Origin of the sequence: Streptomyces calidiresistens (genome assembly GCF_014141525.1) — a bacterium.
GTDB lineage: Bacteria > Actinomycetota > Actinomycetes > Streptomycetales > Streptomycetaceae > Streptomyces > Streptomyces calidiresistens.
The window spans coordinates 1-22,187 of record NZ_VKHS01000016.1 but is presented as its reverse complement, the minus strand read 5'-3'; the positions used below and the strand labels follow the sequence as shown (position 1 = coordinate 22,187).

Genomic DNA, 22,187 nt, shown 5'->3' with positions numbered 1-22,187 from the left:
GCCCCGGGGAGGCCCCTCCCTCCCGGGCCGCCACCCCCTTGAGTACACGAACCGATGCCGGGACACGATTCGGAGGCTCTTTGGATTTACTTCTTGACTTCAAGGGGGGCCGGGCCTTTGATGGGCGCCGGACCACGGGGGACGCCCCCGGTGGCCGGCCGACGGTGCCCCCTCCCGGACCCGTCGGCACCCGGTACGGCAACGAAGGCGTAGGGAATGCACATGCGTGGCAAGCACGGAACCAGAATGGCGGTGGCCGGTGCCGTCATCGCCGGCCTCACCCTCTCGGCGTGCGGCGGCGGCTCGGACGACGGCAACGACTCCGGCTCCGGCGAGGGCGGGGGCTCCGGCTCCAGCGTCGAGGTCTTCACCTGGTGGGCGGCCGGCTCCGAGAAGGCCGGCCTGGACGCCCTGGTCGGCGTCTTCAACGAGCAGCACCCGGACGTGGAGTTCGTGAACGGGGCCGTCGCCGGTGGCGCCGGGTCGGCGGCCAAGGACCTGCTCCAGTCCCGTCTCCAGGCGGGCGACCCGCCGGACACCTTCCAGGCCCACGCGGGCCTGGAGCTGCTCGACTACATCAACGCCGGCCAGCTCCAGAGCGTCTCGGCCCTCTACAACGACTTCCAGCTCCGGGACGCCTTCCCGCCCGACCTGGTCGACCTGCTGACCCACGAGGGGAACATCTACTCGATCCCCACCAACGTCCACCGGGCCAACGTGGTGTGGGCCAACCCCACCGTGCTCGAGGACAACGGCATCGACCCGGAGAAGGAGTACGCCTCCCTGGACGAGTGGTTCGAGGACCTCGACACCCTCCAGGAGGCGGGCGTCACCCCGCTGTCCGTGGCCACCGCCTGGACCCAGGTGCACCTGCTGGAGACCATCCTCCTCGCCAGCATGGGCCCCGACGCCTACACCGGCCTGTGGAACGGCTCGACCGACTGGGAGAGCGCCGAGGTCACCGAGGCCCTGGAGAACTTCGAGCGGGCCATGGGCTACACCAACGGCGACCGGGACGGCCTGGACTGGCCCGAGGCCACCCAGATGGTCATCGACGGCAACGCCGCCTTCAACGTCATGGGCGACTGGGCGGTCGCGGCCTTCGAGGAGCAGGGCAAGGCCCTGGGCACCGACTTCACCGCCTTCCCGGTCCCCGGCACCGACGGCGTCTTCGACTTCCTCGCCGACTCCTTCACCCTGCCGGTGGACGTCCCGAACGAGGAGGGCGCGAGGGCCTGGCTGGAGACCGCCGGCTCCCTGGAGGGCCAGACCGCCTTCAACAAGGCCAAGGGCTCCATCCCGGCGCGCACCGACGCCGACCCCGCCGAGTTCTCCGAGTACCAGCAGACCGCCATCGAGTCCTTCGGTGAGGACACCATCGTCTCCTCCCTCGCCCACGGCGCGGCGACCCCGGTGTCCGTGCTCAACTCGATCTCGGACGCCACCAGCAAGTTCACCTCCGGCGCCTCCGACGTCGCGACCTTCCAGTCCGAACTCGCCGCCGCCAACGCCGGCTGAGCCGGCCCGTGTGAACGCCCGGGGCCGCTCCGCCGCACCACGGGGCGGCCCCGGGGCCGGATCGTGACGCGGTCCGTCGCCGGAGGGGGACCTCCTCCGGCGACGCGCCGCGTCACCACCATGGAGACTTCGATGACCAGAACCCTCAAACGGGTCGGGGCGCCGCTGCTGCTGCTCGCCCCCTCACTGATCCTCGTGGGCGTCTTCGTCTACGGGCTCATCGCCGCCAACTTCCGGACGTCGCTCACCGACATCCACACGGCGGGCCAGGCGACCGGACAGGCGCCCTCGGAGACCGTGTGGTTCGAGAACTACACGGCGCTGCTGACCAGCGAGGCGTTCCAGCACTCGCTGAAGAACCTCGTGCTGTACACGGTGGTCTTCCTCGTCGGCACCATGCTCATGGGCTTCCTGTGGGCCTGGCTGCTGGAGCGCCCCCTCAAGGGCGAGGGCATCTTCCGCTCGATCTACCTCTTCCCGATGGCGATCTCCTTCGTCGCCTCCGGTGTGGTGTGGCGGTGGCTGCTCAACTCCAACCAGGGCGAGAGCGCCACCGGCCTCAACCGTCTCTTCCAGATGGTGGGCCTGGACTTCCTCCAGAACAACTGGTGGAACAACGTCTCCTACGGCATCATCGCCATCGCCGTCCCGGCCATCTGGCAGCTGTCGGGGTACGTGATGGCGCTCTTCCTCGCCGGCTTCCGCGGCATCCCGGAGGAACTGCGCGAGGCCGCCCGGGTGGACGGCTCCACCACCTGGCAGCTCTACCGGCACGTCCTGTTCCCGCAGCTGTCCCCGGTCGCGCTCTCCGCGCTGGTCATCATCGGCCACATGTCGCTGAAGTCCTTCGACCTGATCATGTCGATCTCGAAGCCGGCGAACTACCAGACCAAGGTCCCCGCGGTGGACATGTACGTGTTCAAGTCGAGCTTCGACTACGCGAACGCCGCCGCCGTCGGCATGATCCTGCTGGTCATCGTGGCCCTGGTGGTCGTGCCCTATCTCGTCCGCACGCACCGCAAGGAGTCCTGATGACCGCGACCACCACGCCGGCGGTCCCGCCGCGGGACCTCGCGGGAGTCCCGAACGAGCCGGCGACCACGCCGCCCCGCAAGAACCCCTTCGGCCTGGCCCGCACCCTGCGCTACGCGGCCCTGCTGTTCTTCCTCGCAGTGGTGCTGGTGCCCGTCTACGTCCTGCTGGTGACCAGCTTCAAGGGCGCCGGTGACGCGTCGCCGGCCCGGGCCTGGGCGCTGCCCACCACGTGGACCCTCGACAACTGGACGGCGGCCTGGGACGCGCTCGCCCCCTCCATCTGGCGCACCCTCCAGATGGTGGTGCCCTCGGCGATCCTGGCGGCCGTCCTCGGCTCCATCAACGGCTTCGTGCTCTCCCGCTGGTCCTTCCGCGGCGCCAACCTGGTGTTCACCCTCATCCTGTTCGGGATGTTCATCCCGTACCAGGCGGTGATCATCCCGCTGAACCAGCTGGTCCTGGACCTCGGGCTGCCCAGCGGCATCCCCACCCTGATCCTGCTGCACGTGGTCTTCGGCATCCCCATCACCACGCTGATCTTCCGGAACTACTACCAGACCGTGCCGCACGAGTTGGTCGAGGCGGCCCGGGTGGACGGCGCCGGGATGCTGCGCACCTACGCCTCGGTGATCCTGCCGATCTCCCTGCCCGGCTTCGTCGTCGTGCTGATCTGGCAGTTCACCTCCGCGTGGAACGACTTCCTGTTCGCGGTCTTCTTCTCCTCCTACAACAACGGGCCGGTCACCCTCGCGCTGAACAACCTCGCCAACGGCGCCCTGTTGCAGAACTACGGCGTCTCCATGGCGGGCGCGCTCTTCGCCTCGCTGCCGACCCTGGTGGTCTACATCGTGCTCGGCAAGTACTTCATCGGCGGACTGATGTCCGGCTCCGTGAAGAGCTGACCGACGCCGCCCCACCCGGCGGGGCGGAAGGGACCGGGCGGGCCCCCGCGCGACGAGAGCGCGCGGGGGCCCGTCCATCCGTCCCCCGACCACCGGCGTTCCTCCCTCCCGAGCACCCGCGTTTCCCGCGCCCGCCGGGCGGGGACCGTGGGGGAGGCCCGGAGGCGGCCGGAGGAATGGCGCCCCTCGGCCCGATATCGGCTTTCCCATCGGAACGCCCCACCGCGATCATGGCACCCTCACCCCGTGCACCGCTCCCGGTCGACGACGGGCCACCGGGGTGAGGTCCGAGGCGCCGCGGAGCGCCGAAGTCGAGGGCCCGGCGACGTGGACCGGAGCCGAAGCACCGGAGGTTTCATGACAAACAGTCGGGAAGTCGATGAGATCCGCTCCCTGGTCCGGGAGTTACGGGAGGCGCTCGGCCCCTGTGATCCCTCCCTGAACTCGCTGTCCACCGTCGTCGGTCTCGCCATGAACGCCGAGGAGGACGTGGCGCTCGACGACCTGTGTCACGTCATCGAGTGCTTCCGCATCCCGTTGACCGGAGAGCAGTTCGACCGGATCAATCGCCTGGCGGAGCATTTCGACAGCGATATCCCCGGCCATACCCGCATCGAAAGGTTCGTGCGGTGAACGGTCACCCGGCCTCGGAGTCCCCTGCGGCATCATCCGTCGAACGATCGGACCCAGAGGTTCCCCCGGGTGACTTGGCCGACCGGGGAGCGAGGTGCTCCCGGAGGGTTGTCCCGTGCGTCCTCTTCCACGGGCGCCCCGGCCGAGGACCGCGACGTCCGGGAAGTGGTCGAACCGGGTGGCGAATACAGCTCTGTCACAGTCCCAATGATTTCCACACACATCACGGATCGTCGCTGAAACACCGGCTCCCACTTCGGTCCCGATCCCACCCGAGGCAGTCCCCGTGAACGACGACCACCCGCCCCGGCTTACCGGCACCGCCGCGTTATTCGCGACGGCAGTGGGCGTGTGGAGCCTGTGGTGCATCCTCGTCCTCTTCACCGGCGCCACCCTGCCTCTGCTCGGCATCGAGGTCAACGGCAGCTTCGATGTCGGCTTCCTCGCCCTCATGATTTTCCTCGGCGAAGCGTTCTTCCTGTACTTCGTCCACTGGCTCGGCATCATCCTCCTCCTTCCGGTCCACTCGTTGGTGAACGCCCCGAGGCGGCTGAGGCGGGCGGGCGATCCGGGACGTGATGCCGCCGATCGTTGAGGTGGATCCGCTGTGCCCGGACGGAGAAGTCCCGAAGCCTCCGCTTCCGGTGCGATTTTCGACGGCCGCCCTCCCTGCCCATCCGTCGTTCCCCATCCGAGGGAAGCCGTGGAGCGATGAACGCCCGGCGGCAACCCATGGGTACCGCGCCACCACTTCCCGTGCCGCCCTCCACCGGAAAATCGGTGGAGGGCGACCTCCGTTCGGCAGTCCCCGACCCTCTCGGGGGAGTGATGATCGTCCCCGCTTCCAGGGGCGGGACCCGGGGCAGGGGCCGCTGTTCGAAGCGGATCCGATCCGAGGGGTCTCGCGTTCACCCGGGGGTCTTCCCGGACGAAAGAAGCACCTCCCCGCTCGGACGCGCCGCGATGACGGCGCGGAGGGGGAACGCGACGAGCAGGGCCAGGGTGACGAGAAGTCCGCTCGTCCACAGCGGCCCCCGGTTCCCGAGCGCGGTGGTGAGGGTGGTCGCGGCGATCAGCGGCCCGACGGCGGCCCCGATGTTCAGCGCGGCCGTCGCGTACGAGCCCGCCATGGTGGGGGCTCCCCCGGCCTCGTGGAGAACCCGCGCGATCAGTGTGCTCCCCAGCGCGAACGACAGGGCCCCCTGCCCGAAGACCAGGGCGAACAGGACGAGCGGCCGGTCGGCCCACACCGCCAGTACCGGCCAGCCGAGGAGCAGCAGGGGACCACCCACCGCGATGACCGCGTCGGGCCGCCGGTCCGACAGTCGCCCGGCGACGGTGACCCCGATGAAGGACCCCACGCCGAAGAGCACCAGCGCGACGGGGACCCACAACTCGTCCGGCCCGGCGGTGTCGGTGACCACGGGGGCGAGGAAGGTGAAGCTCGCGAAGGTCGCCGCGTTCACCACCGCGCCGAGCCCCATGACCAGGAGCAGTCGGGGCCTTCCCAGTTGCGCGAGTTCCGATCGCAGGGCCGACCCGTCGTCCCCGATCCCGCGCGGGCGGCCCGCCGGAATTCCCCCGAGGACACCGAGGGCGGCGGGAAGACAGAGAGCGGCGACGGCCCAGAAGGTGGCTCTCCATCCGAGCAGTGACCCGAGAACCGCCCCGCCGGGGACACCCACGATCGTGGCCACCGTGAGCCCCGACAGCAGCACGGCGAGCGCGCGGCCCTTCCGGTCGGGAGGCACCAGCGCGGCGGCGGCGATCAGGGCCACGGCGAGGAACCCGGCATTCGCGAGCGCCGCCACGATCCGGGTGGCGAACAGGACGGGAAAGTTCGTGGTGACGGCGCCCACGGCGTGAGCCGCCGCGAAGGCGATGATGAAGCCGAGAAGGGAGGAACGCACCGGCCAATGGCGGGCGAGCGCCGCCATCAAGGGAGCGCCGACGACCATACCGATGGCGAAGGCCGAAGTGAGGGTGCCCGCCGCCCCGACGGTGATGTCGAGGTCCGAGGCGATGGCCGGCACGAGGCCCACGAGCATGAATTCCGAGGTGCCCATGGCGAACACCGCCAGGGCGAGCGGATACAACGGGAGAGGCATCGAGTGGCTCCGAGGTGAGGAGAGGCACGAGAGGGTCTTCTCGTCACCGCGGTCAGCCCCCGGGAGCACCCTCGTCCCACCGCTCGACGCGGCACGAGGGAGGTGCGACTTCGGTGGTTCAGGGGGCTGACGGCGCGTGACCGAAAGCCCCCGACCTGTCCGACTCGGGACTCGACATGGCCCGCACGTTACCCGAGCAGCGCCCGCCGGGGCATGTCGGTTTCACCGGCCCCGGTCCGTGTCGCACCACCGCCTCCACCGCGCCCCGCCGGGAGTCACCCGTCCGGCCCGGCCCCACCCCGGCCGGGCGGCAAGTGGATGGTCGGATGAAACGGCGTGTCCCGGGACACGCGTGGGAGGCCGTCCGGGTCCCGGGCGACGTCCGGTCCTCCGTCGTTCGAGGGTGCCGACGCGCGTCGAACGGTGTGGTCACCCGGGGTCGAGTTGGTGGTCGGCCCACACGTAGCTCTCGGGCAGCAGGTCGGTGATGGGGACGGCTCGAAGCCGGTCGCCCCCGCCGACGATGACCTCGATGGCGGGGAAGTAGTCGAGAAGGACCTGACGGCACCGACCGCACGGGGGAATCACCCCCCGGTCCCGGTCGCCCACGGCCACGATCGTGTCCAGGTCGTGGACGCCACCGGCGGCTGCCGTACCGATGAGGACCAGCTCCGCGCAGGGTCCTCCCGTGAAGTGGTGGGCGTTCACCGCGGTGACGATCCGGCCGTCCGGGGCACGGCCCGCGGCCGCCACGGTGTGGTTGTCGCCGCGGCACCGGGTGCGTGCCACCTCCGTGGCCGCTCGGATGAGTTCGTGATCGACGTCGTGGGTGCGCATGGTGGTCTTCTCCGCCGTGGTCGGGCGCCGGAAACCGTCACCGAAGTGATTCCCGGCCCGGGAACCGGTGGGGAGTCCGGCCCCGTTCCCGTTCGGATCGTCACCCGCGCGGTGCGGGGTCGGGACCCGGTTCGCCGCCCCGAACCGGATCACCCCCGGCCGGGCACCACCCGACAAGCCGCTAGTCGCGGTGGACGGTGCCGTCGGGGTCCAGGCCCCGGAAGGACAGCAGGACGATCAGGATGCCGCCGCAGACGATCGCCGAGTCGGCGAGGTTGAAGACGGCGAAGTGCTTGGGCGCGATGAAGTCCACCACCGCCCCCTGGAAGACACCGGGGGCGCGGAAGATGCGGTCGGTGAGGTTGCCCAGCGCGCCGCCGAGCAGCAGGCCGAGCGCGATCGCCCAGGGCGTGCTGTACAGCTTCCGGGCCAGGCGGACGATCACCAGGATCACGATGGTCGCGATGGCGGTGAAGACCACCGTCAGCGCCTGTCCCATGCCGAAGGCCGCGCCGCTGTTGCGGATCGCCTCGAAGCGCAGCCACTCCCCCAGGATCTCGATCGGGGGGCGGTGCTCCAACCACTCCACCACGATGATCTTGCTGATCAGGTCGAGGAGGTAGACCACACCGGCGATGGCGGCCAGGACGCCGATCCGGCGACGGCCGCGCGCGACGGGGGTGTCCTTCCCCTCGTCACCGTCCTCGCCCTCCCGGGCACCGGGGTCGCCGGACTCCGCGGCTCCACCCGGGGCACGGTCGGCGGGCTCGCCGGCGGTCCCACCCTCGGCCGCGCCGGCCGGGTCGGGTCGGTCGCCGGGCCGGGCATCGGCGGACGCCTCACTCGGCGTCCCGCGGTCGTCCGCCGCCGGGATCTCGTCGGGTGGGTTGATGGTCCGCTCCACATCGGTCACGTGATGAGCGTACGACACCGGCGCCCGTACGCTCCCGGGCCGGGGGGCGACGGGGTCAGGGGTGACGTTCGGCCCGCTGCTTGCACTCCACGCACAGGGTCGCCCGGGGAAAGGCCAGCATCCGCGCCTTGCCGATGGGGTTGCCGCACCGCTCGCACCGCCCGTGGGTGCCCTCCTCCAGGCGCTCCAGCGCCCGCTCGGTCTGGCGCAGCATCTCCCGGGCGTTGCCGACGATGGCCATCTCGTGCTCCCGGGTGATGTTGCGGGTCCCGGTGTCGACCTCGTCGTCACCGGCGGTGTCGGTCGAGTCCCGCATCAGCCCGCTGAGCGCCGCCTCGCCGACGGAGATCTCGGCGCGCAGCGCGTCGGCCTCCTCCCGCAGGGCGGCGCGGGTGGACAGCACCTCCTGCGCCGTCCACGGCTCCTCGCCGGGACGGACCGGCAGGTCCGGGGCCTCCTCGGCACCCGCCGGATCGGTGGCCCCGGACTCCGGGGCATCGGCTTCCCCCGCCCGCCGGGCGGTGCGGCGACGGGCGTCGGACCGCCGGGAGGCGGTGTCGGGGCGGGGGGTGCCCCCCTCCTCGGCGCCCTCGACCCCTTCCGCGTCGTCGGGGACGGCGGGGGTGTCCGGGGCGCCGGTTTCGGCATCGGTCTCCTCCGCCGGGCCGGTCCGTTCCGCGTGTTCGGCCGCCTCCCGGGCGGTGCGGCGCCGGGCCACCCGCCGCCGGTCCCCGCCCGTGGTGCCGGAGCCGCCGCCGGCCGGCACCGTCCGTTTCGCTCCGGAGCTCTGCATGGCCGTCTTCCTCACCACCGGGGACCGCCGGGGCCCGCCGGTTCCTCCCGGGGAGCGCCTGCCGGCGGCTCCCGTCTCGGTGCCCCGGCTGTCCGGACGCCCTCGGGGCCCCGGAAGGGAGCAATCGTGACCGGAACCCTAAATCGCATGAAACCGGACGGCAATTCCGGCGCGCCGGACGGGGTGGGAGCGCAGGACCCCGGCCCCGCCCCGTCCCCGGCCGGCCCGGCAGGGGCGGGAAACGGGTCGATGCGTCGCCGGCCCGGCCCGTACACTGGACGACAGCGAGAGGCGTGGATGGGGACGAGTAGCGTCGCCGGCGGCCCGCAGCGACCCGGGGACGGTGGAAGCCCGGGGGCCCGCTCGACGTGAAGATCACCCCGGAGCCGCCGGAAGAAAGGGCCGTGGGACGACCGCGGACCGAGTAGAGCCGGCAGCGCTGACGAACGAGAGGGCGGTGGCCGACCCCGGGAGGGCGGACGCCGTCAAGGAGGGTGGTACCGCGGGAAGCCCGCCGAGTCACGGCGGACCTCTCGTCCCTCCGACGGAACGACACCCGTCCCGCCGGAGGATGCCAGATGACCGATCCCACCTCCCCGTCGCCGTCCACCGGAGCCGCCCCGGCGCGTTACCGCGCCGTGCCCGCCCGGGTGGACCTCCCGGCCCTGGAGCACGAGGTGCTCGACCTGTGGCGGGAGAACAAGACCTTCGCCCGTTCCCTGGAGATGACCGAGGGCCGTCCGGAGTGGGTCTTCTACGAGGGGCCGCCCACCGCCAACGGCATGCCCGGCACCCACCACATCGAGGCCCGGGTCTTCAAGGACGTCTTCCCCCGCTTCCGCACCATGCGCGGTTACCACGTGAGCCGGAAGGCGGGCTGGGACTGCCACGGGCTGCCGGTGGAACTGGCCGTGGAGAAGGAGCTGGGCTTCTCCGGCAAGCAGGACATCGAGAAGTACGGCATCGCCGAGTTCAACGCCCGCTGCCGGGAGTCGGTGACCCGCCACACCGACGCCTTCTCCGAGCTGACCACCCGGATGGGCTACTGGGTGGATCTCGACGACGCCTACCGCACGATGGACCCCGGGTACATCGAGTCGGTGTGGTGGTCGCTGAAGGAGATCTTCGGCAAGGGCCTGCTGGTCCAGGACCACCGGGTGGCCCCCTGGTGCCCGCGCTGCGGCACCGGCCTGTCCGACCACGAGCTGGCCCAGGGGTACGAGACGGTGGACGACCCGTCCGTCTACGTGCGCTTCCCGCTGACCTCCGGCCCGCTGGCCGGGGAGGCGTCGCTGCTGATCTGGACGACGACCCCCTGGACGCTGGTCTCCAACACCGCCGTCGCGGTGCACCCGGACGTCACCTACGTGGTGGCCGGGAACGGCGGGGAGCGGGTGGTCGTCGCCGAGCCGCTGGTGGGGAAGGCCCTGGGCGAGGGGTGGACCGTCGGGGAGGAGCGCTTCACCGGCCGCGAGATGGAGGGGTGGACCTACCGGCGCCCCTTCGAGCTGGTGGAGTTCCCCTCCGAGGGGCCCCCGGCGCACCTGGTGCTGACGGCGGAGTACGTGACCACCGAGGACGGCACCGGTCTGGTGCACCAGGCCCCGGCCTTCGGCGAGGACGACCTGGAGACCTGCCGGGCCCGGAACCTGCCGGTGGTCAACCCGGTGCGTCCGGACGGGACCTTCGAGGAGGGGCTCGACCTGGTCGGCGGGCAGTTCTTCAAGAAGGCGGACGAGGCGCTGGTCGCCGACCTGGAGGCACGCGGCCTGCTCTTCCGGCACCTGGTCTACGAGCACAGCTACCCGCACTGCTGGCGCTGCCACACCGCGCTGCTGTACTACGCCCAGCCGTCCTGGTACATCCGCACCACGCGGATCAAGGACGCCCTGCTGCGGGAGAACGAGAAGACCAACTGGACTCCCGAGTCGGTCAAGAACGGTCGTTTCGGCGACTGGCTGAGCAACAACGTGGACTGGGCGCTGTCCCGCAAGCGCTACTGGGGCACCCCGCTGCCGATCTGGCGGTGCGCCGAGGAGCACCTGACCTGTGTCGGGTCGCTGGCCGAGCTGAGCGAGCTGACCGGCACCGACCAATCCGCGCTGGACCCGCACCGCCCGTACATCGACGCCGTCACCTTCGACTGCCCCGCCGAGGGCTGCGACCTGGTCTCGGAGCGGGTGCCGGAGGTCATCGACTGCTGGTACGACGCGGGCTCGATGCCCTTCGCGCAGTGGGGTTACCCGCACCGCAACAAGGAGCTGTTCGAGAAGCGGTACCCGGCGCAGTTCATCTCCGAGGCGATCGACCAGACCCGCGGCTGGTTCTACACCCTGATGGCCGTGGGCACCCTGGTCTTCGACCGCTCGGCGTACGAGAACGTGGTCTGCCTGGGCCACATCCTCGCCGAGGACGGCCGCAAGATGTCCAAGTCGCTGGGGAACATCCTCGAACCGATCCCGCTGATGGAGGAACACGGCGCGGACGCGGTGCGGTGGTTCATGGCAGCCGGCGGCAGCCCGTGGGCGGCGCGCCGGGTGGGCCACGGCACCATCCAGGAGGTGGTCCGCAAGACCCTGCTGACCTACTGGAACACGGTCGCCTTCCAGTCGCTGTACGCCCGCACCGCCGAGTGGGCGCCCGGCGAGGGGGACCCGGCGCCGGCCGACCGCCCGCTGCTGGACCGCTGGCTGCTGGGCGAGACCCACGCGCTGGTGGAGATGGTCACCCGGGCCATGGAGTCCTACGACACCCAGCGGGCCGGGAAGCTGCTGTCCACCTTCGTGGACGACCTGTCCAACTGGTACGTGCGGCGCTCGCGGCGCCGGTTCTGGCAGGGCGACCCGGCGGCGCTGCGCACCCTGCACGAGGTGTTGGACGCGGTGACCCGGATGATGGCGCCGCTGGTGCCGTTCATCACCGAGCGGGTCTGGCAGGACATGGTCGTGCCGGTGACGCCGGGTGCCCCGGACTCGGTGCACCTGGCCTCCTGGCCGGAGCCGGACGCCTCGATGATCGACCCCGACCTGTCGCGGGACATGCTGCTGGTCCGGCGCCTGGTCGAGCTGGGACGCGCCACCCGGGCCGAGTCGGGCGTCAAGACGCGTCAGCCGCTCTCCCGGGCACTGGTCGCCGCCCAGGGCTTCGAGCTGCTCGGCGACGACCTGCGGGAGCAGATCGCCGACGAGCTGAACGTCGGCTCGCTGGCCTCCCTGGCCGAGATGGGCACCTCCCTGGTGGACACCAGCGCCAAGGCCAACTTCCGGGCGCTGGGGCAGCGCTTCGGGAAGCGGACGCCGGTGATCGCGAAGGCGATCGCGGCGGCGGACGCCGCGGAGCTCTCCGCCGCCCTGCGGGGCGGTGACGCCTTCATCGAGGTGGAGGGGGAGCGGGTGCAGCTCTCCCCCGAGGAGGTCATCGTCACCGAGACGCCCCGCGAGGGGTGGTCGGTGGCCTCGGACTCCGGCGCGACGGTGGCGCTGGACCTGGAGATCACCCCCGGGCTGCGGAGGGCCGGACTGGCCCGGGACGCGATCCGCACGCTCCAGGAGGCGCGCAAGAACAGCGGCCTGGAGGTCACCGACCGGATCGTCGTGCACTGGCGGGCCGAGGACCCGGAGACCGCGCGGGCGCTGGCCGAGCACCAGGCGCTGATCTCCGGCGAGGTGCTGGCCGTGACCTTCGAGGAGGCCGACGCAGCCGGGGGGACCGACGGGGCCGACGCCGGCGGGGGCCCCGTCCGGGAGTTCACGGACGAGGCGACCGGCGCGGTCTTCCGGCTGCACCGCGCCTGAGCGGCGCGCCTCCCGGGAGACCGAACGCCCCCGCGGAACCGGCCCGTCGGCCGGCCCGCGGGGGCGTTCCCGTCCCGGGCCGCCGGCCGTCGGCGTACCGGCGACCGCCCGGCGACGCGCCCGCGGGCACCGGGAGGCGGTGGCCGGGGGCTCCGGGGAGGGGACCCGCGCCCCGGGCGGGCCCGGGGCGCCACCGGATGACCGGGTCACCCCCGCTCCCGGGTTCCGGGCGGACACGCGAAAGCCGGTGGGCGGGCGGGATCACGTGATCCCGCCCGCCCACCGGCACGGGCGTCCGCCGGACGAAGCCGGCGGTCACGACCCCCCGGGCCCGGGTCGGTGCCCGGGCGTCACGGGGATCGGCTCAGTTGTCGTCCTCGTCGATGAGGAAGCCCCGCATCGGCGACGGCGTCTGCTGCATGGGCTGGGGCCCCTGCGGGCGCACCGGCGCCATCGGCTGGGTCATCGCCGGGGACATCTGCTGCTGCCCGCCGTAGTTCGGCTGGGAGCCCGGGCCGCCCGGACCGGACCCCATCGAGGGGCCACCGCCCATGGACTGGTGTCCACCCATGCCGCCGGGGGCGCCGGCCGAGGCCATCGAGGGCGACGGCGGGGCGGGCAGCGACGGCGCGGAGGGCGTGCGCGGCGGGGCGAGCGAGTCGTCGGACTGGCTCTCCAGCTGACGCAGCTGGCTCTCCAGGTAGGACTTCAGACGGGTGCGGTACTCGCGCTCGAAGCCCCGCAGGTCCTCGACCTTGCGCTCGAGGGTGGCGCGGGCGGACTCCAGGGAGCCCATCGCCACGCGGTGCTTCTCCTGCGCGTCCCGCTCCAGGGCGTCGGCCTTGGCGCGGGCGTCCCGCTCCAGCCCCTCGGCGCGGCTGCGGGCCTCACCGACGATCTTGTTGGCCTCGGAACGGGCCTCGGCGATCGCCTGGTCCGCGGTCTGCTGGGCCAGCGACAGCACCCGGGCGGCACTGTCGTTGCCGCCGCCCATCGGCTGCATGTGGCCGCCGGGCCCACCCATGGGACCGCCCATGGGGCCGCCGTGATGACCCTGCTGGTGGCCCTGCTGGTGACCGGGGCCACCGGGACCGCCGGGGCCCATCGGGCCTCCGGGGTGACCCTGCGGGCCGCCGTGGCCCATCGGGCCGCCACCGGGGATGGCCGGAAGCTGCGGGGGGCCGCCCATGGGGCCGCCGTGGTGGCCCTGCTGGTGGCCCTGCTGGTGACCGGGGCCACCGGGACCGCCGGGGCCCTGCTGGCCCATCGGTCCGCCGGGGCCCTGCTGGCCCATGGGGCCACCGGGGCCGCCCGGACCCTGCTGGCCCATCGGACCGCCCGGGCCACCGGGACCCTGCTGACCCATGGGGCCACCGGGACCGCCCGGACCACCGGGGCCGCCCGGACCCGATATGGCCGGCGGGCCGCCGGGGCGCTCCTGCTGCTCGGGCTTGCGCATGTTCTGCTGGTTCTGCGCCGCGGCACGGGTGGCGGCGGCGAGCTTGGCGCGCAGATCCTCGTTCTCGCGGAGCAGGCGGGTCAGTTCGGCCTCGACCTCGTCGAGGAAGGCATCGACCTCGTCCTCGTCGTAGCCTTCTCGCAGGCGGACGGTCGTGAACTGTTTGTTCCGCACGTCCTCGGGGGTCAGCGGCATCTCTTCACCTCAACGTAAGTCGTCGGCACATCGACTGGACCGTACTCGTTCACAGCTGGGCCACGACGTTGATCGCAATGTAAACGATGATCATCAGTACGAAGAAGGACAGATCAAGCGCCACACCCCCGAAGCGCAGCGGCGGGATGACCTTCCGCAGCGCCTTCAGTGGCGGATCGGTGACAGTGTAGGCGGCCTCCAGGGCCACGACCATCGCCTTGCCCGGCTGCCAGGACCGGGCGAACATGAAGACGTAGTCCATCACCAACCGGAAGAGCAACAATCCCAACAGGCAGTACAAGGCAATCAAGACCACCTGCTGCACGATGCCCATCCTGGCCGACCCTCTCCCCTGTGTCCCGGCCGTCCCTTACGACCAGTGCCCTCTTCCGGTGTCCTCACAACATCAGCTTTGGTTGAAGAACCCGCCCTCGGCGATACGGGCCTTGTCCTCCGCCGTTACATCGACGTTAGCAGGAGATAGAAGGAAGACCTTCTGCGTCACCCGCTCGATGCTCCCATGGAGACCGAAGACGAGGCCAGCCGCGAAGTCGACAAGTCGCTTCGCGTCGGTGTCGTCCATCTCGGTCAGGTTCATGATCACGGGCGTACCCTCGCGGAAGTGTTCCCCGATGGTACGGGCCTCGTTGTAGGTTCGGGGGTGGAGGGTGGTGATGCGGTAGGGCTCACGCTCGGACACGACCTTGGGCATGATCACCGGGGCACTCTTCTCCAGGCTGGGGCGGTCGGATGTGATGGAAGACACGGGCGCGACGCGCGGGGGGCGGCGGCTCTCCACCACCGCGGCGGCCGGGACGGGCTCCGGCTCCCGGGGAGCGGGTGGCTGCATGATCACCGGCTCCTCGGCCGGCTCGGGGAGGCGGTCGCGCAGCGACTCCCGCCCCGGATCGCGCGAGTCCGACTCCGGGTCGTGGTCCCGCTGCCTACGGCCCCGCTCCGGCTCCGGTTCGGGTTCGAAATCGTCATCGGGTCCGTAACCCTGACGGTCGTACCCGTCGTCCTCCACGAGACCGAGATAGACCGCCATCTTGCGCATCGCGCCAGCCATCGACTGCGTCCTCCACTCAGTGATGGACCGGCTCCGACTCTCGGGGCCGTTCCACATACTCCGCCCGTTTGTCCGGGTATGACCATATTTTCGGCTGTGGTCCGACTTTGTTTGGCGACGTTACCGGAGGGTCCGTCGTACGCCGAGCACCGCGCTTCCGACACGAATATGTGTCGCCCCGGCGGCGATCGCCTCCTCCAGATCCCCGCTCATACCCGCCGAGACCATGGTGGCAGCCGGGCGCGTCGAACGCAGGTCCCTCGCGATTTCCACCAGCCGTTCGAAGGCGGCGCCCGGACGCCCCGCGTACGCCCCCTTCAGCGGCGCCACCGCCATCACGCCCGCGAGCCGCAGGCCGGCGGCCCCGTCGAGGGCACCGGCGACCTCCGCGACGCGCTCCGGCGCGACCCCGCCCCGATCGCCCCCGGCGGCCACCGGGTCGGAGAGATCGCTCCCGCCCTCGCGGTCCAGGGCGACCTGGATCAGGCAGTCCAACGGCTCGGCGCGTTCCGAGGCGTTCACCGCCGCGTCCAGGGCCCCGACCAGACGCGGCCGGTCCACGGAGTGCACGACATCGGCCCATCCGGCGACCGCCCGGGCCTTGTTGGTCTGGACCTGGCCGACGAAGTGGCGGCGCAGCGCCGGCTCATCGGCCGAGAGGGGCCCGGCCGGGATCTTTCCCAGCGCCTCCTGCACACGGTTCTCCGCGATGTCGCGGACCCCCAGCCGGGCCAGCAGTCGCACGTCCTCGGCGGGGTGGGTCTTGGTGACCACGATCAGGGTCACCTCCCGGCGCGCGCGACCGGCAGCGGCGCACGCCCGCTCTACGCGCTCCTCCACCCGGGCGAGCGCCTCCGCGAGTTCACGCTCCCGACGCGCGCTGTCGTGCGCGGCCCCGGCCCCGGCCCCGGTGCCGTCGTCGCCGTCCCCGGTCCGGTGTCCCGGTGTCCCGTCCCCCATGTCTTCCGCCCCGTGCTCGACCCTGCGTTCGTCGTGTTCGTCGTGTTCGTCCTGCTCGACCCATCCGACCGGTTCGGCCCGCGATCACCGTGGCCGGGGCGGGAGTCGAACCCCGCCGATCACACCATCGGCGGAACCCCGGACCGAACACCGGATGAAGGAAGCCAGTCTGCCGGTGACGCCCTCGCGCCGGTAGGAGAAGTGGTCGGCCGATTCCAGGGTGCACACCGGGGAGAGCCGCACGTCGCGCACCCCCAGGTCGAGGAGTTGCCGACGGACCCCGGCGGGGATGTCGATGGCGGGGGTACCCGCGGCGGTGACCGTCCCGCAGCCCGGGGCGGCCCGCTCGGCGTCGGCGCGCATCCCGGCCGGCACCTCGTAACAACGACCGCACACCGCCGGGCCGGTGCGGGCCACCAGCCGGGCGGGCTCCGCGCCCAGTTCCACCATGGCGGCCACCGTGGCCGGGACCACCCCCGCGATCAGTCCGGGTCGCCCGGCGTGCGCGGCCCCCGCGACCCCCGCGACGGGGTCGGAGAGCAGGACGGGCACGCAGTCGGCGGTCAACACGGCCAGTACCGCGCCGGGACGGGTGGTGACCACACCGTCGACCTCCGGCGGGGGACCGGGCCAGGGGCCGTCGGCCACCGCCACCCGGGCACCGTGCACCTGGTGCATCCAGACCAACGCGTCCGGGGCGACGCCGAGGTCGGCGGCGGCCCATGCGCGATGGCGGGCGGCGCGGGCGGGGTCCCCGCCGGGGACCGGCGCCATGGTGAAGCCGGGATCCCCGTCGGCCCCGTCGGGGGCCGGGCGCCCCCCGGCGTCCGCCGGGGCGGGGGTGAACCGGGGCGGCGCGCCGGTGACGCCCCACCGGTCGGTGAAGGCGACGTCCTCCCGCCACACCCCGTCGACCGTCGACGCTCCGGGAACCGGCGTCGTGCCGGTCATCGTGCCCGGTCCCGCGCGGTCGGACGCGCCGGGGGCATCCCCCGGGTCATCACTTCAGGAAGTCCGGCACGTCCAGTTCCTCCGCCGGGCCACCGTCGTAGGGGCGGGCGGAGGGCACCTGGCGGTGGCCGGGGAACGGATCGCCCGCCGGGTCGTCGGCGAGCGGCTCGGGGGCCTTCTCCTCCTCGCGGGCCGGGAGCGCGCCGATCCCGAAGGACGGGCGCTCGGGCTCGGGCTCCGGAGCGCGCTCGGGGGCGGCGGGCGCCGGGGACTCCTCCCGACCGCCGTAGGAACCCAGCACCTTGTCCCGACTGCGGGAGGGCGGCTGACCACCGTCGAAGCCGGCGGCGATGACCGTGACCCGCACCTCGTCGCCGAGGGCGTCGTCGATGACCGCGCCGAAGATGATGTTCGCCTCCGGGTGGGCGGCCTCGCTGACCAGCTGGGCCGCCTCGTTGATCTCGAACAGACCGAGGTCGGAGCCGCCGGAGATGGAGAGCAGCACGCCGCGGGCCCCGTCGATGGAGGCCTCCAGCAGCGGCGAGGAGATCGCCATCTCGGCCGCCGCCACCGCGCGGTCGTCGCCGCGCGCCGACCCGATCCCCATCAGCGCCGAACCCGCCTCCGACATCACGGACTTGACGTCGGCGAAGTCGAGGTTGATCAGCCCCGGGGTGGTGATCAGATCGGTGATGCCCTGCACGCCGGAGAGCAGTACCTGGTCGGCGGACTTGAAGGCGTCCAGCACGCTGACCTGACGGTCCGAGATGGACAGCAGCCGGTCGTTGGGGATGACGATGAGGGTGTCCACCTCGTCGCGCAGCTGGGCGATGCCGTCCTCGGCCTGGTTGGCGCGCCGGCGGCCCTCGAAGGTGAAGGGTCGGGTGACGACCCCGATGGTGAGGGCACCCAGGGAGCGCGCGATGTTCGCGACCACGGGGGCGCCGCCGGTACCCGTGCCGCCGCCCTCGCCCGCCGTCACGAAGACCATGTCGGCCCCCTTGAGGACCTCCTCGATCTCCTCCCGGTGGTCCTCGGCAGCCTTGCGACCCACCTCGGGGTCGGCGCCCGCGCCGAGACCGCGGGTGAGTTCGCGACCGACATCGAGCTTGACGTCGGCATCGCTCATCAGCAGGGCCTGCGCGTCGGTGTTGATCGCGATGAACTCGACGCCCTTGAGACCGACCTCGATCATCCGATTGATGGCGTTGACGCCACCGCCGCCGATACCGACGACCTTGATGACTGCGAGGTAGTTCTGCGGTGCTGCCACGTCGAAGGCCTCTCGCCTCGAGTTACGTGTCGCCGCTCTCCGGATCCCGCTGAGCGGCGACTGATGTCGTTGGGACGGTTGGACAGGCCGACCCGGACCCCAACCCTGAAGTTTAGGGTTAACCGTGCTTGTCGTTCCCGGGATTCCCCTGAACGGACACTAAGTCGCCAGGCGCCGGCGGTTCAACGAACACGCCGGGCGTCCCGGTTTTCTTTTCACCCTATGTGATCACCCTCCGTGCTGGTCAAGCCGGGTGTGCGGCCCGTCCGGCACGGGTGGGGGCGGCGGGCCGATCACCGGACCCGCCCTCCGATTCACTCCTCCGCCGCGTCGGACGGAACGTCGCCGGCGGCCGGTGCGCCGGGGACCGATACGTCGAACCGTTCGGCCTCCGGCACCGCGGCCATCAGAGCGGCGAGCGCCGTCGACTTGGCCTCGGGATGCTCCGCACTCCCCCACAGGACCGTTCGGCCGTCGGAGAGTTCGAGGGTGATCGAGTCGTACGAGCGTACCCGGATCGCCGCGGTTTCGCCCGCCACCGCGCCCGGCAGCGCGGCGGCCACCTCCACCGCCCCGGCTCGCAACCCCTCCTCGCCGAAACGGCGCAGGCTCGCGCCGTCCACCGGATCCACCTCCAGCAGCGGGACACCGGGCAACGCCTCGGGCACCTCCCCGAACGCCGTTCCCGTGGCGTCGATCTCGGTGAAACCGGCGGTGTCGCGCTCCAGGACCACCGCCACCCGCTCGGTGACCTCCACCTCCACGCCGTGCGGCCAGGAACGGGACACCCGCGCGTCGGCGAGGCGGGGCAGTTCGGCCAACAGGCGTTCGCGGGTTCCGGAGGTGTCCAGGGAGGCCAGCGGCGCACCCACCGGCACGGCCGCCACCCGTTCGATCTCCTCGACCGCCAACTCCTCGGGCCCCCCGGTCCACTCGACCGAAACCCGCTCGATCCTCAGCCAATTCGAGCCGTAGAGGGCCCACAGCACGAAGCCGGTCAGAGCCGGCACCAGGACGACGAGGGCGAGGAGCACGACCGGACGCCGCAGGCCCCGGCGCGGGCCCGGGCGCGGCGGGGCCCCCTCCCCCGGCCCGCCGACCGGGGAGCCGGGTCTCCCGGACGCGGCCGGGCCCGCGCCGGCGGGCCGGGGCGCACGCCCCGCGTTCCGCTCCGGTCGCGCGGTTCCCGCCGATCCGCCCATGCTCCCGCTCCGTTCCTCGGCGACCGTCGGTCGCGTCCCACCCGTCGTCCTCTTCCTCCCCGGGTGATCCGGCCCCCCGGACCGAACCGACCGGACCGACCGGACCGCCCGGTCGATCCGATCCGGCCCGGCGCGTCCGGGCCGGATCGGGGTCGGTTCAGCCGTGCCCGCGGCGCTCGGCGATCGCCTCGTGGACCATGGCGACCAACCGGTCGTCGGCGTCCCGGCGGCCGAACTCGGCGGCGGCGCGGGACATCACCGCCAGCCGTCCGGGGTCGGTGAGCACCGGGATGACCTCGGAGCGGATCCACTCCGGCGTCAGCTCGGCGTCGTCCACCAGGAGTCCACCGCCGGCCCGCACCACCGGCTGGGCGTTGAGCCGCTGTTCCCCGTTGCCGATGGGCAGCGGGACGTAGGCGGCGGGCAGTCCGACGGCGGCGAGTTCGGCGACGGTCATCGCACCGGCACGACAGAGCATCATGTCGGCGGCGGCGTAGGCGAGATCCATCCGGTCCAGATACGATACCGGGAGATAGGGGGGCATTCCCGGCATGTTGTCCACCTGCGGCAGCTCGTTCTTCGGCCCCACCGCGTGCAGCACCTGGATGCCGGAGCGCTGGAGCGTCGGCGCCACCGCCTGCACCGCCTCGTTGATCCGCCGCGCCCCCTGCGAGCCGCCGGTCACCAGGAGGGTCGGCAGCCGCGGGTCCAACCCGAAGGCGGCCCGGGCCCGGTCGCGCACCTCCGCCCGGTTCAGCGCCGCGATCGAGCGGCGCAACGGGATGCCCACGTAGCGGGCGTTGCGCAACTTGCTGTCGGGCGTGGAGACCGCCACGTGGGAGGTGTACCGGGCGCCGATCTTGTTGGCCAGGCCCGGCCGCGCGTTGGCCTCGTGGACCACGATCGGCACCCCGAGCCGCTTGGCCGCCAGATAGCCGGGCAGGGCCACGTAACCGCCGAAGCCCACCAGGCAGTCCGCCTTGGTCCGCTCCAGGATCTGCTCGGCGGCCTTCACCGTCCCGCGCAGCCGACCGGGCACGGTGATCAGTTCGGGCGTCGGCTTGCGGGGCAGCGGCACCGCCGGGATGAGTGCCAACTCGTACCCGCGCTCGGGCACCAGGCGGGTCTCCAGACCGCGTTCGGTACCGAGCGCCGTGATGCCCGTCCCCGGGTCCTGCCTGCGCAGGGCGTCCGCGAGGGCGAGCGCGGGCTCGATGTGGCCGGCGGTCCCACCGCCGGCGAGTACGACATGCACCGATTTCACCGCTCTCCGGACGGCGCGCGGGCGACGCGCCGTCGCATCGACGACCATCTGGACCCGGCCGGTCCCTTCCCGCCGGGTCGTCGCCGCATGGCCAGGGCGGCACGTGCCGCGGGCTCGCTGCGCGCGAAGGCGATCAGCAACCCCACGGCGAACATGGTGGGCAGCAGGGCGGACCCCCCGTAGGAGAACAGCGGGAGGGGCACCCCGGCGATCGGCAGCAGCCCGAGGACGGCGCCGATGTTGATGACGAACTGGGCCATCAACCACGCCATCACACCTCCCGCGGCATACCTGACGAAGGGATCCTCCGTGCGTCCGGCCACGCGGATACCCGCATAGCCTAGAGCGGCGAACAGACCGAGGATCGACAGCGTCCCCGCCAGGCCCAACTCCTCGCCCGCGATGGCGAAGATGAAGTCGGTGTGCGGCTCGGGCAGCTCGCCCCATTTCTCCACGCTCGCCCCCAGCCCGGATCCGAACCAGCCGCCCGAGGCGAGGGCGTAGATGCCGTGCACCGCCTGCCAGCAGCGGTCCTCCGGCCCGGGATCGGTGGCCAGCACACAGGTGAGCCGCCCGGTGCGGTGGGGGGCGCTCGCGATCAGCAGGGCGCCCAGCACCGCGGCGATCCCGAGCGCCCCGGCGAACAGCCGGGTGGGGGCGCCCGCCAGCCACAGCAGGGCGAAGAGGATGGCGGCGAGGATCATCACGGTGCCCATGTCGCCGCCCAGCAGCACCAGTCCGCAGATGAGCATGGCGCCGGGCACCAGCGGGACGAGGAGGTGACGCCACTGCACCAGCAGGCGGCGCTCCCCCTTGCGGGCCAGCAGGTCGGCGCCCCACAGCACCAGGGCCAGCTTGGCGATCTCGCTGGGTTGGAGCATGAAGGGGCCCGCGAGCGGGATCCAGTTGGTGGAGCCGTTGACCGTGACGCCCACCCCCGGGACCTGGACCAGGAGCAGCAGGACCACCGAGGCCAGCAGGAAGGGGTAGGTGAGGGCCCGCAGCAACCGCACCGGGGTGCGGGCCGCGATCAGCATCAACACGGCCCCCAGGAGGGCCGCCACCAGTTGCTTGCGGAAGTAGAAGGTGGCGGGCAGTCCCTGACGCAGCGCCTGGATCTGGGAGGCCGAGAAGACCATCACCAGGCCCGTCAGGATGATCAGCAGCGAGGTCCCCAGGATCACGTAGTAGGCGGTCAGCGGCCGGTCCCAGGACCGTCGCAACCGTGCCAGGGGGTTGCGGGGGCCGCCGCGGCCCGGCGGACGGGGCGGCCCCCGCAAC

Annotated in this window: 19 protein-coding genes; 6 read left to right on the top strand and 13 right to left on the bottom strand. The window is 72.2% G+C overall.

Annotated elements, in window-relative coordinates; all coding sequences use genetic code 11:
* Nucleotides 1-222: 222 nt before the first annotated feature.
* From FOE67_RS01795 to FOE67_RS01775, 5 genes are all read left to right on the top strand, one after another.
* On the top strand, nt 223-1,518 hold the full coding sequence (locus FOE67_RS01795; RefSeq protein ID WP_182659961.1) for an ABC transporter substrate-binding protein: 1,296 nt from the start codon (nt 223-225) through the stop codon (nt 1,516-1,518).
* A gap of 132 nt (nt 1,519-1,650) precedes the next feature.
* Nucleotides 1,651-2,550, top strand: coding sequence for a carbohydrate ABC transporter permease (locus FOE67_RS01790; protein ID WP_182659960.1), 900 nt, complete (start codon nt 1,651-1,653; stop codon nt 2,548-2,550).
* Nucleotides 2,550-3,455: a carbohydrate ABC transporter permease gene (locus FOE67_RS01785; RefSeq protein ID WP_143621400.1), complete on the top strand. Its 906-nt coding sequence runs from the start codon at nt 2,550-2,552 to the stop codon at nt 3,453-3,455. Before FOE67_RS01790 ends, FOE67_RS01785 begins: the two co-directional genes overlap by 1 nt.
* Nucleotides 3,456-3,812: 357 nt before the next feature.
* Nucleotides 3,813-4,088 carry a hypothetical protein gene (locus FOE67_RS01780; protein ID WP_182659959.1) on the top strand — a complete coding sequence of 92 codons (276 nt, stop codon included), beginning with the start codon at nt 3,813-3,815 and terminating at the stop codon, nt 4,086-4,088.
* Nucleotides 4,089-4,374: 286 nt separating this feature from the next.
* Nucleotides 4,375-4,683, top strand: a complete 309-nt coding sequence (locus FOE67_RS01775) for a hypothetical protein (protein ID WP_182659958.1) — start codon at nt 4,375-4,377, stop codon at nt 4,681-4,683.
* A gap of 313 nt (nt 4,684-4,996) precedes the next feature.
* Here the strand turns inward: FOE67_RS01775 and FOE67_RS01770 are convergent, their stop codons facing one another.
* From FOE67_RS01770 to FOE67_RS01755, 4 genes are all read right to left on the bottom strand, one after another.
* Nucleotides 4,997-6,196 (bottom strand): Cmx/CmrA family chloramphenicol efflux MFS transporter, encoded by a 1,200-nt coding sequence (locus tag FOE67_RS01770; protein ID WP_182659957.1) that lies wholly within the window; start codon nt 6,194-6,196, stop codon nt 4,997-4,999.
* Between the two features lie 429 nt (nt 6,197-6,625).
* Complete coding sequence (locus FOE67_RS01765) at nt 6,626-7,033, bottom strand: cytidine deaminase family protein (RefSeq protein WP_182659956.1); 408 nt, start codon at nt 7,031-7,033, stop codon at nt 6,626-6,628.
* A gap of 181 nt (nt 7,034-7,214) precedes the next feature.
* Nucleotides 7,215-7,946 (bottom strand): signal peptidase II, encoded by a 732-nt coding sequence (lspA, locus tag FOE67_RS01760; RefSeq protein WP_182659955.1) that lies wholly within the window; start codon nt 7,944-7,946, stop codon nt 7,215-7,217.
* Between the two features lie 55 nt (nt 7,947-8,001).
* Complete coding sequence (locus FOE67_RS01755; RefSeq protein WP_182659954.1) at nt 8,002-8,739, bottom strand: TraR/DksA family transcriptional regulator; 738 nt, start codon at nt 8,737-8,739, stop codon at nt 8,002-8,004.
* A 578-nt stretch (nt 8,740-9,317) separates the two neighbouring features.
* Here FOE67_RS01755 and ileS point away from each other — a divergent pair.
* Nucleotides 9,318-12,533, top strand: a complete 3,216-nt coding sequence (ileS, locus tag FOE67_RS01750; RefSeq protein WP_182659953.1) for an isoleucine--tRNA ligase — start codon at nt 9,318-9,320, stop codon at nt 12,531-12,533.
* Nucleotides 12,534-12,897: 364 nt separating this feature from the next.
* Here the strand turns inward: ileS and FOE67_RS01745 are convergent, their stop codons facing one another.
* From FOE67_RS01745 to ftsW, 9 genes are all read right to left on the bottom strand, one after another.
* A complete protein-coding gene (locus FOE67_RS01745; RefSeq protein WP_182659952.1) occupies nt 12,898-14,187 on the bottom strand; it encodes a DivIVA domain-containing protein in 1,290 nt (429 codons plus the stop codon).
* Nucleotides 14,188-14,236: 49 nt separating this feature from the next.
* Complete coding sequence (locus FOE67_RS01740) at nt 14,237-14,521, bottom strand: YggT family protein (protein WP_182659951.1); 285 nt, start codon at nt 14,519-14,521, stop codon at nt 14,237-14,239.
* A gap of 72 nt (nt 14,522-14,593) precedes the next feature.
* A complete protein-coding gene (gene sepF, locus FOE67_RS01735; RefSeq protein ID WP_182659950.1) occupies nt 14,594-15,256 on the bottom strand; it encodes a cell division protein SepF in 663 nt (220 codons plus the stop codon).
* A 120-nt stretch (nt 15,257-15,376) separates the two neighbouring features.
* The gene (locus FOE67_RS01730; RefSeq protein WP_182659949.1) at nt 15,377-16,216 is read right to left on the bottom strand and encodes a YggS family pyridoxal phosphate-dependent enzyme; all 840 of its coding nucleotides are present in this window, start codon (nt 16,214-16,216) and stop codon (nt 15,377-15,379) included.
* Between the two features lie 84 nt (nt 16,217-16,300).
* Nucleotides 16,301-17,167 carry a peptidoglycan editing factor PgeF gene (gene pgeF, locus FOE67_RS01725; protein WP_267133285.1) on the bottom strand — a complete coding sequence of 289 codons (867 nt, stop codon included), beginning with the start codon at nt 17,165-17,167 and terminating at the stop codon, nt 16,301-16,303.
* A 49-nt stretch (nt 17,168-17,216) separates the two neighbouring features.
* Nucleotides 17,217-18,440 (bottom strand): cell division protein FtsZ, encoded by a 1,224-nt coding sequence (gene ftsZ / locus FOE67_RS01720; RefSeq protein WP_182659948.1) that lies wholly within the window; start codon nt 18,438-18,440, stop codon nt 17,217-17,219.
* A 314-nt stretch (nt 18,441-18,754) separates the two neighbouring features.
* Complete coding sequence (locus FOE67_RS01715; RefSeq protein ID WP_323384029.1) at nt 18,755-19,474, bottom strand: cell division protein FtsQ/DivIB; 720 nt, start codon at nt 19,472-19,474, stop codon at nt 18,755-18,757.
* A gap of 325 nt (nt 19,475-19,799) precedes the next feature.
* A complete protein-coding gene (murG, locus tag FOE67_RS01710; protein WP_182659962.1) occupies nt 19,800-20,897 on the bottom strand; it encodes an undecaprenyldiphospho-muramoylpentapeptide beta-N-acetylglucosaminyltransferase in 1,098 nt (365 codons plus the stop codon).
* 5 nt (nt 20,898-20,902) lie between these two features.
* The gene (gene ftsW / locus FOE67_RS01705) at nt 20,903-22,186 is read right to left on the bottom strand and encodes a putative lipid II flippase FtsW (protein WP_182659946.1); all 1,284 of its coding nucleotides are present in this window, start codon (nt 22,184-22,186) and stop codon (nt 20,903-20,905) included.
* Nucleotide 22,187 lies beyond the last annotated feature (1 nt).

What these genes read in the sequence shown, in the direction of transcription:
- FOE67_RS01795 (WP_182659961.1), top strand. Translation starts at nt 223, where the DNA reads ATGCGTGGCAAGCACGGAACCAGAATGGCGGTGGCCGGTGCCGTCATC.
- FOE67_RS01790 (WP_182659960.1), top strand. Translation starts at nt 1,651, where the DNA reads ATGACCAGAACCCTCAAACGGGTCGGGGCGCCGCTGCTGCTGCTCGCC.
- FOE67_RS01785 (WP_143621400.1), top strand. Translation starts at nt 2,550, where the DNA reads ATGACCGCGACCACCACGCCGGCGGTCCCGCCGCGGGACCTCGCGGGA.
- FOE67_RS01780 (WP_182659959.1), top strand. Translation starts at nt 3,813, where the DNA reads ATGACAAACAGTCGGGAAGTCGATGAGATCCGCTCCCTGGTCCGGGAG.
- FOE67_RS01770 (WP_182659957.1), bottom strand. Translation starts at nt 6,196, where the DNA reads ATGCCTCTCCCGTTGTATCCGCTCGCCCTGGCGGTGTTCGCCATGGGC.
- FOE67_RS01765 (WP_182659956.1), bottom strand. Translation starts at nt 7,033, where the DNA reads ATGCGCACCCACGACGTCGATCACGAACTCATCCGAGCGGCCACGGAG.
- FOE67_RS01755 (WP_182659954.1), bottom strand. Translation starts at nt 8,739, where the DNA reads ATGCAGAGCTCCGGAGCGAAACGGACGGTGCCGGCCGGCGGCGGCTCC.
- ileS (WP_182659953.1), top strand. Translation starts at nt 9,318, where the DNA reads ATGACCGATCCCACCTCCCCGTCGCCGTCCACCGGAGCCGCCCCGGCG.
- FOE67_RS01745 (WP_182659952.1), bottom strand. Translation starts at nt 14,187, where the DNA reads ATGCCGCTGACCCCCGAGGACGTGCGGAACAAACAGTTCACGACCGTC.
- FOE67_RS01740 (WP_182659951.1), bottom strand. Translation starts at nt 14,521, where the DNA reads ATGGGCATCGTGCAGCAGGTGGTCTTGATTGCCTTGTACTGCCTGTTG.
- sepF (WP_182659950.1), bottom strand. Translation starts at nt 15,256, where the DNA reads ATGGCTGGCGCGATGCGCAAGATGGCGGTCTATCTCGGTCTCGTGGAG.
- FOE67_RS01730 (WP_182659949.1), bottom strand. Translation starts at nt 16,216, where the DNA reads ATGGGGGACGGGACACCGGGACACCGGACCGGGGACGGCGACGACGGC.
- pgeF (WP_267133285.1), bottom strand. Translation starts at nt 17,167, where the DNA reads ATGACCGGCACGACGCCGGTTCCCGGAGCGTCGACGGTCGACGGGGTG.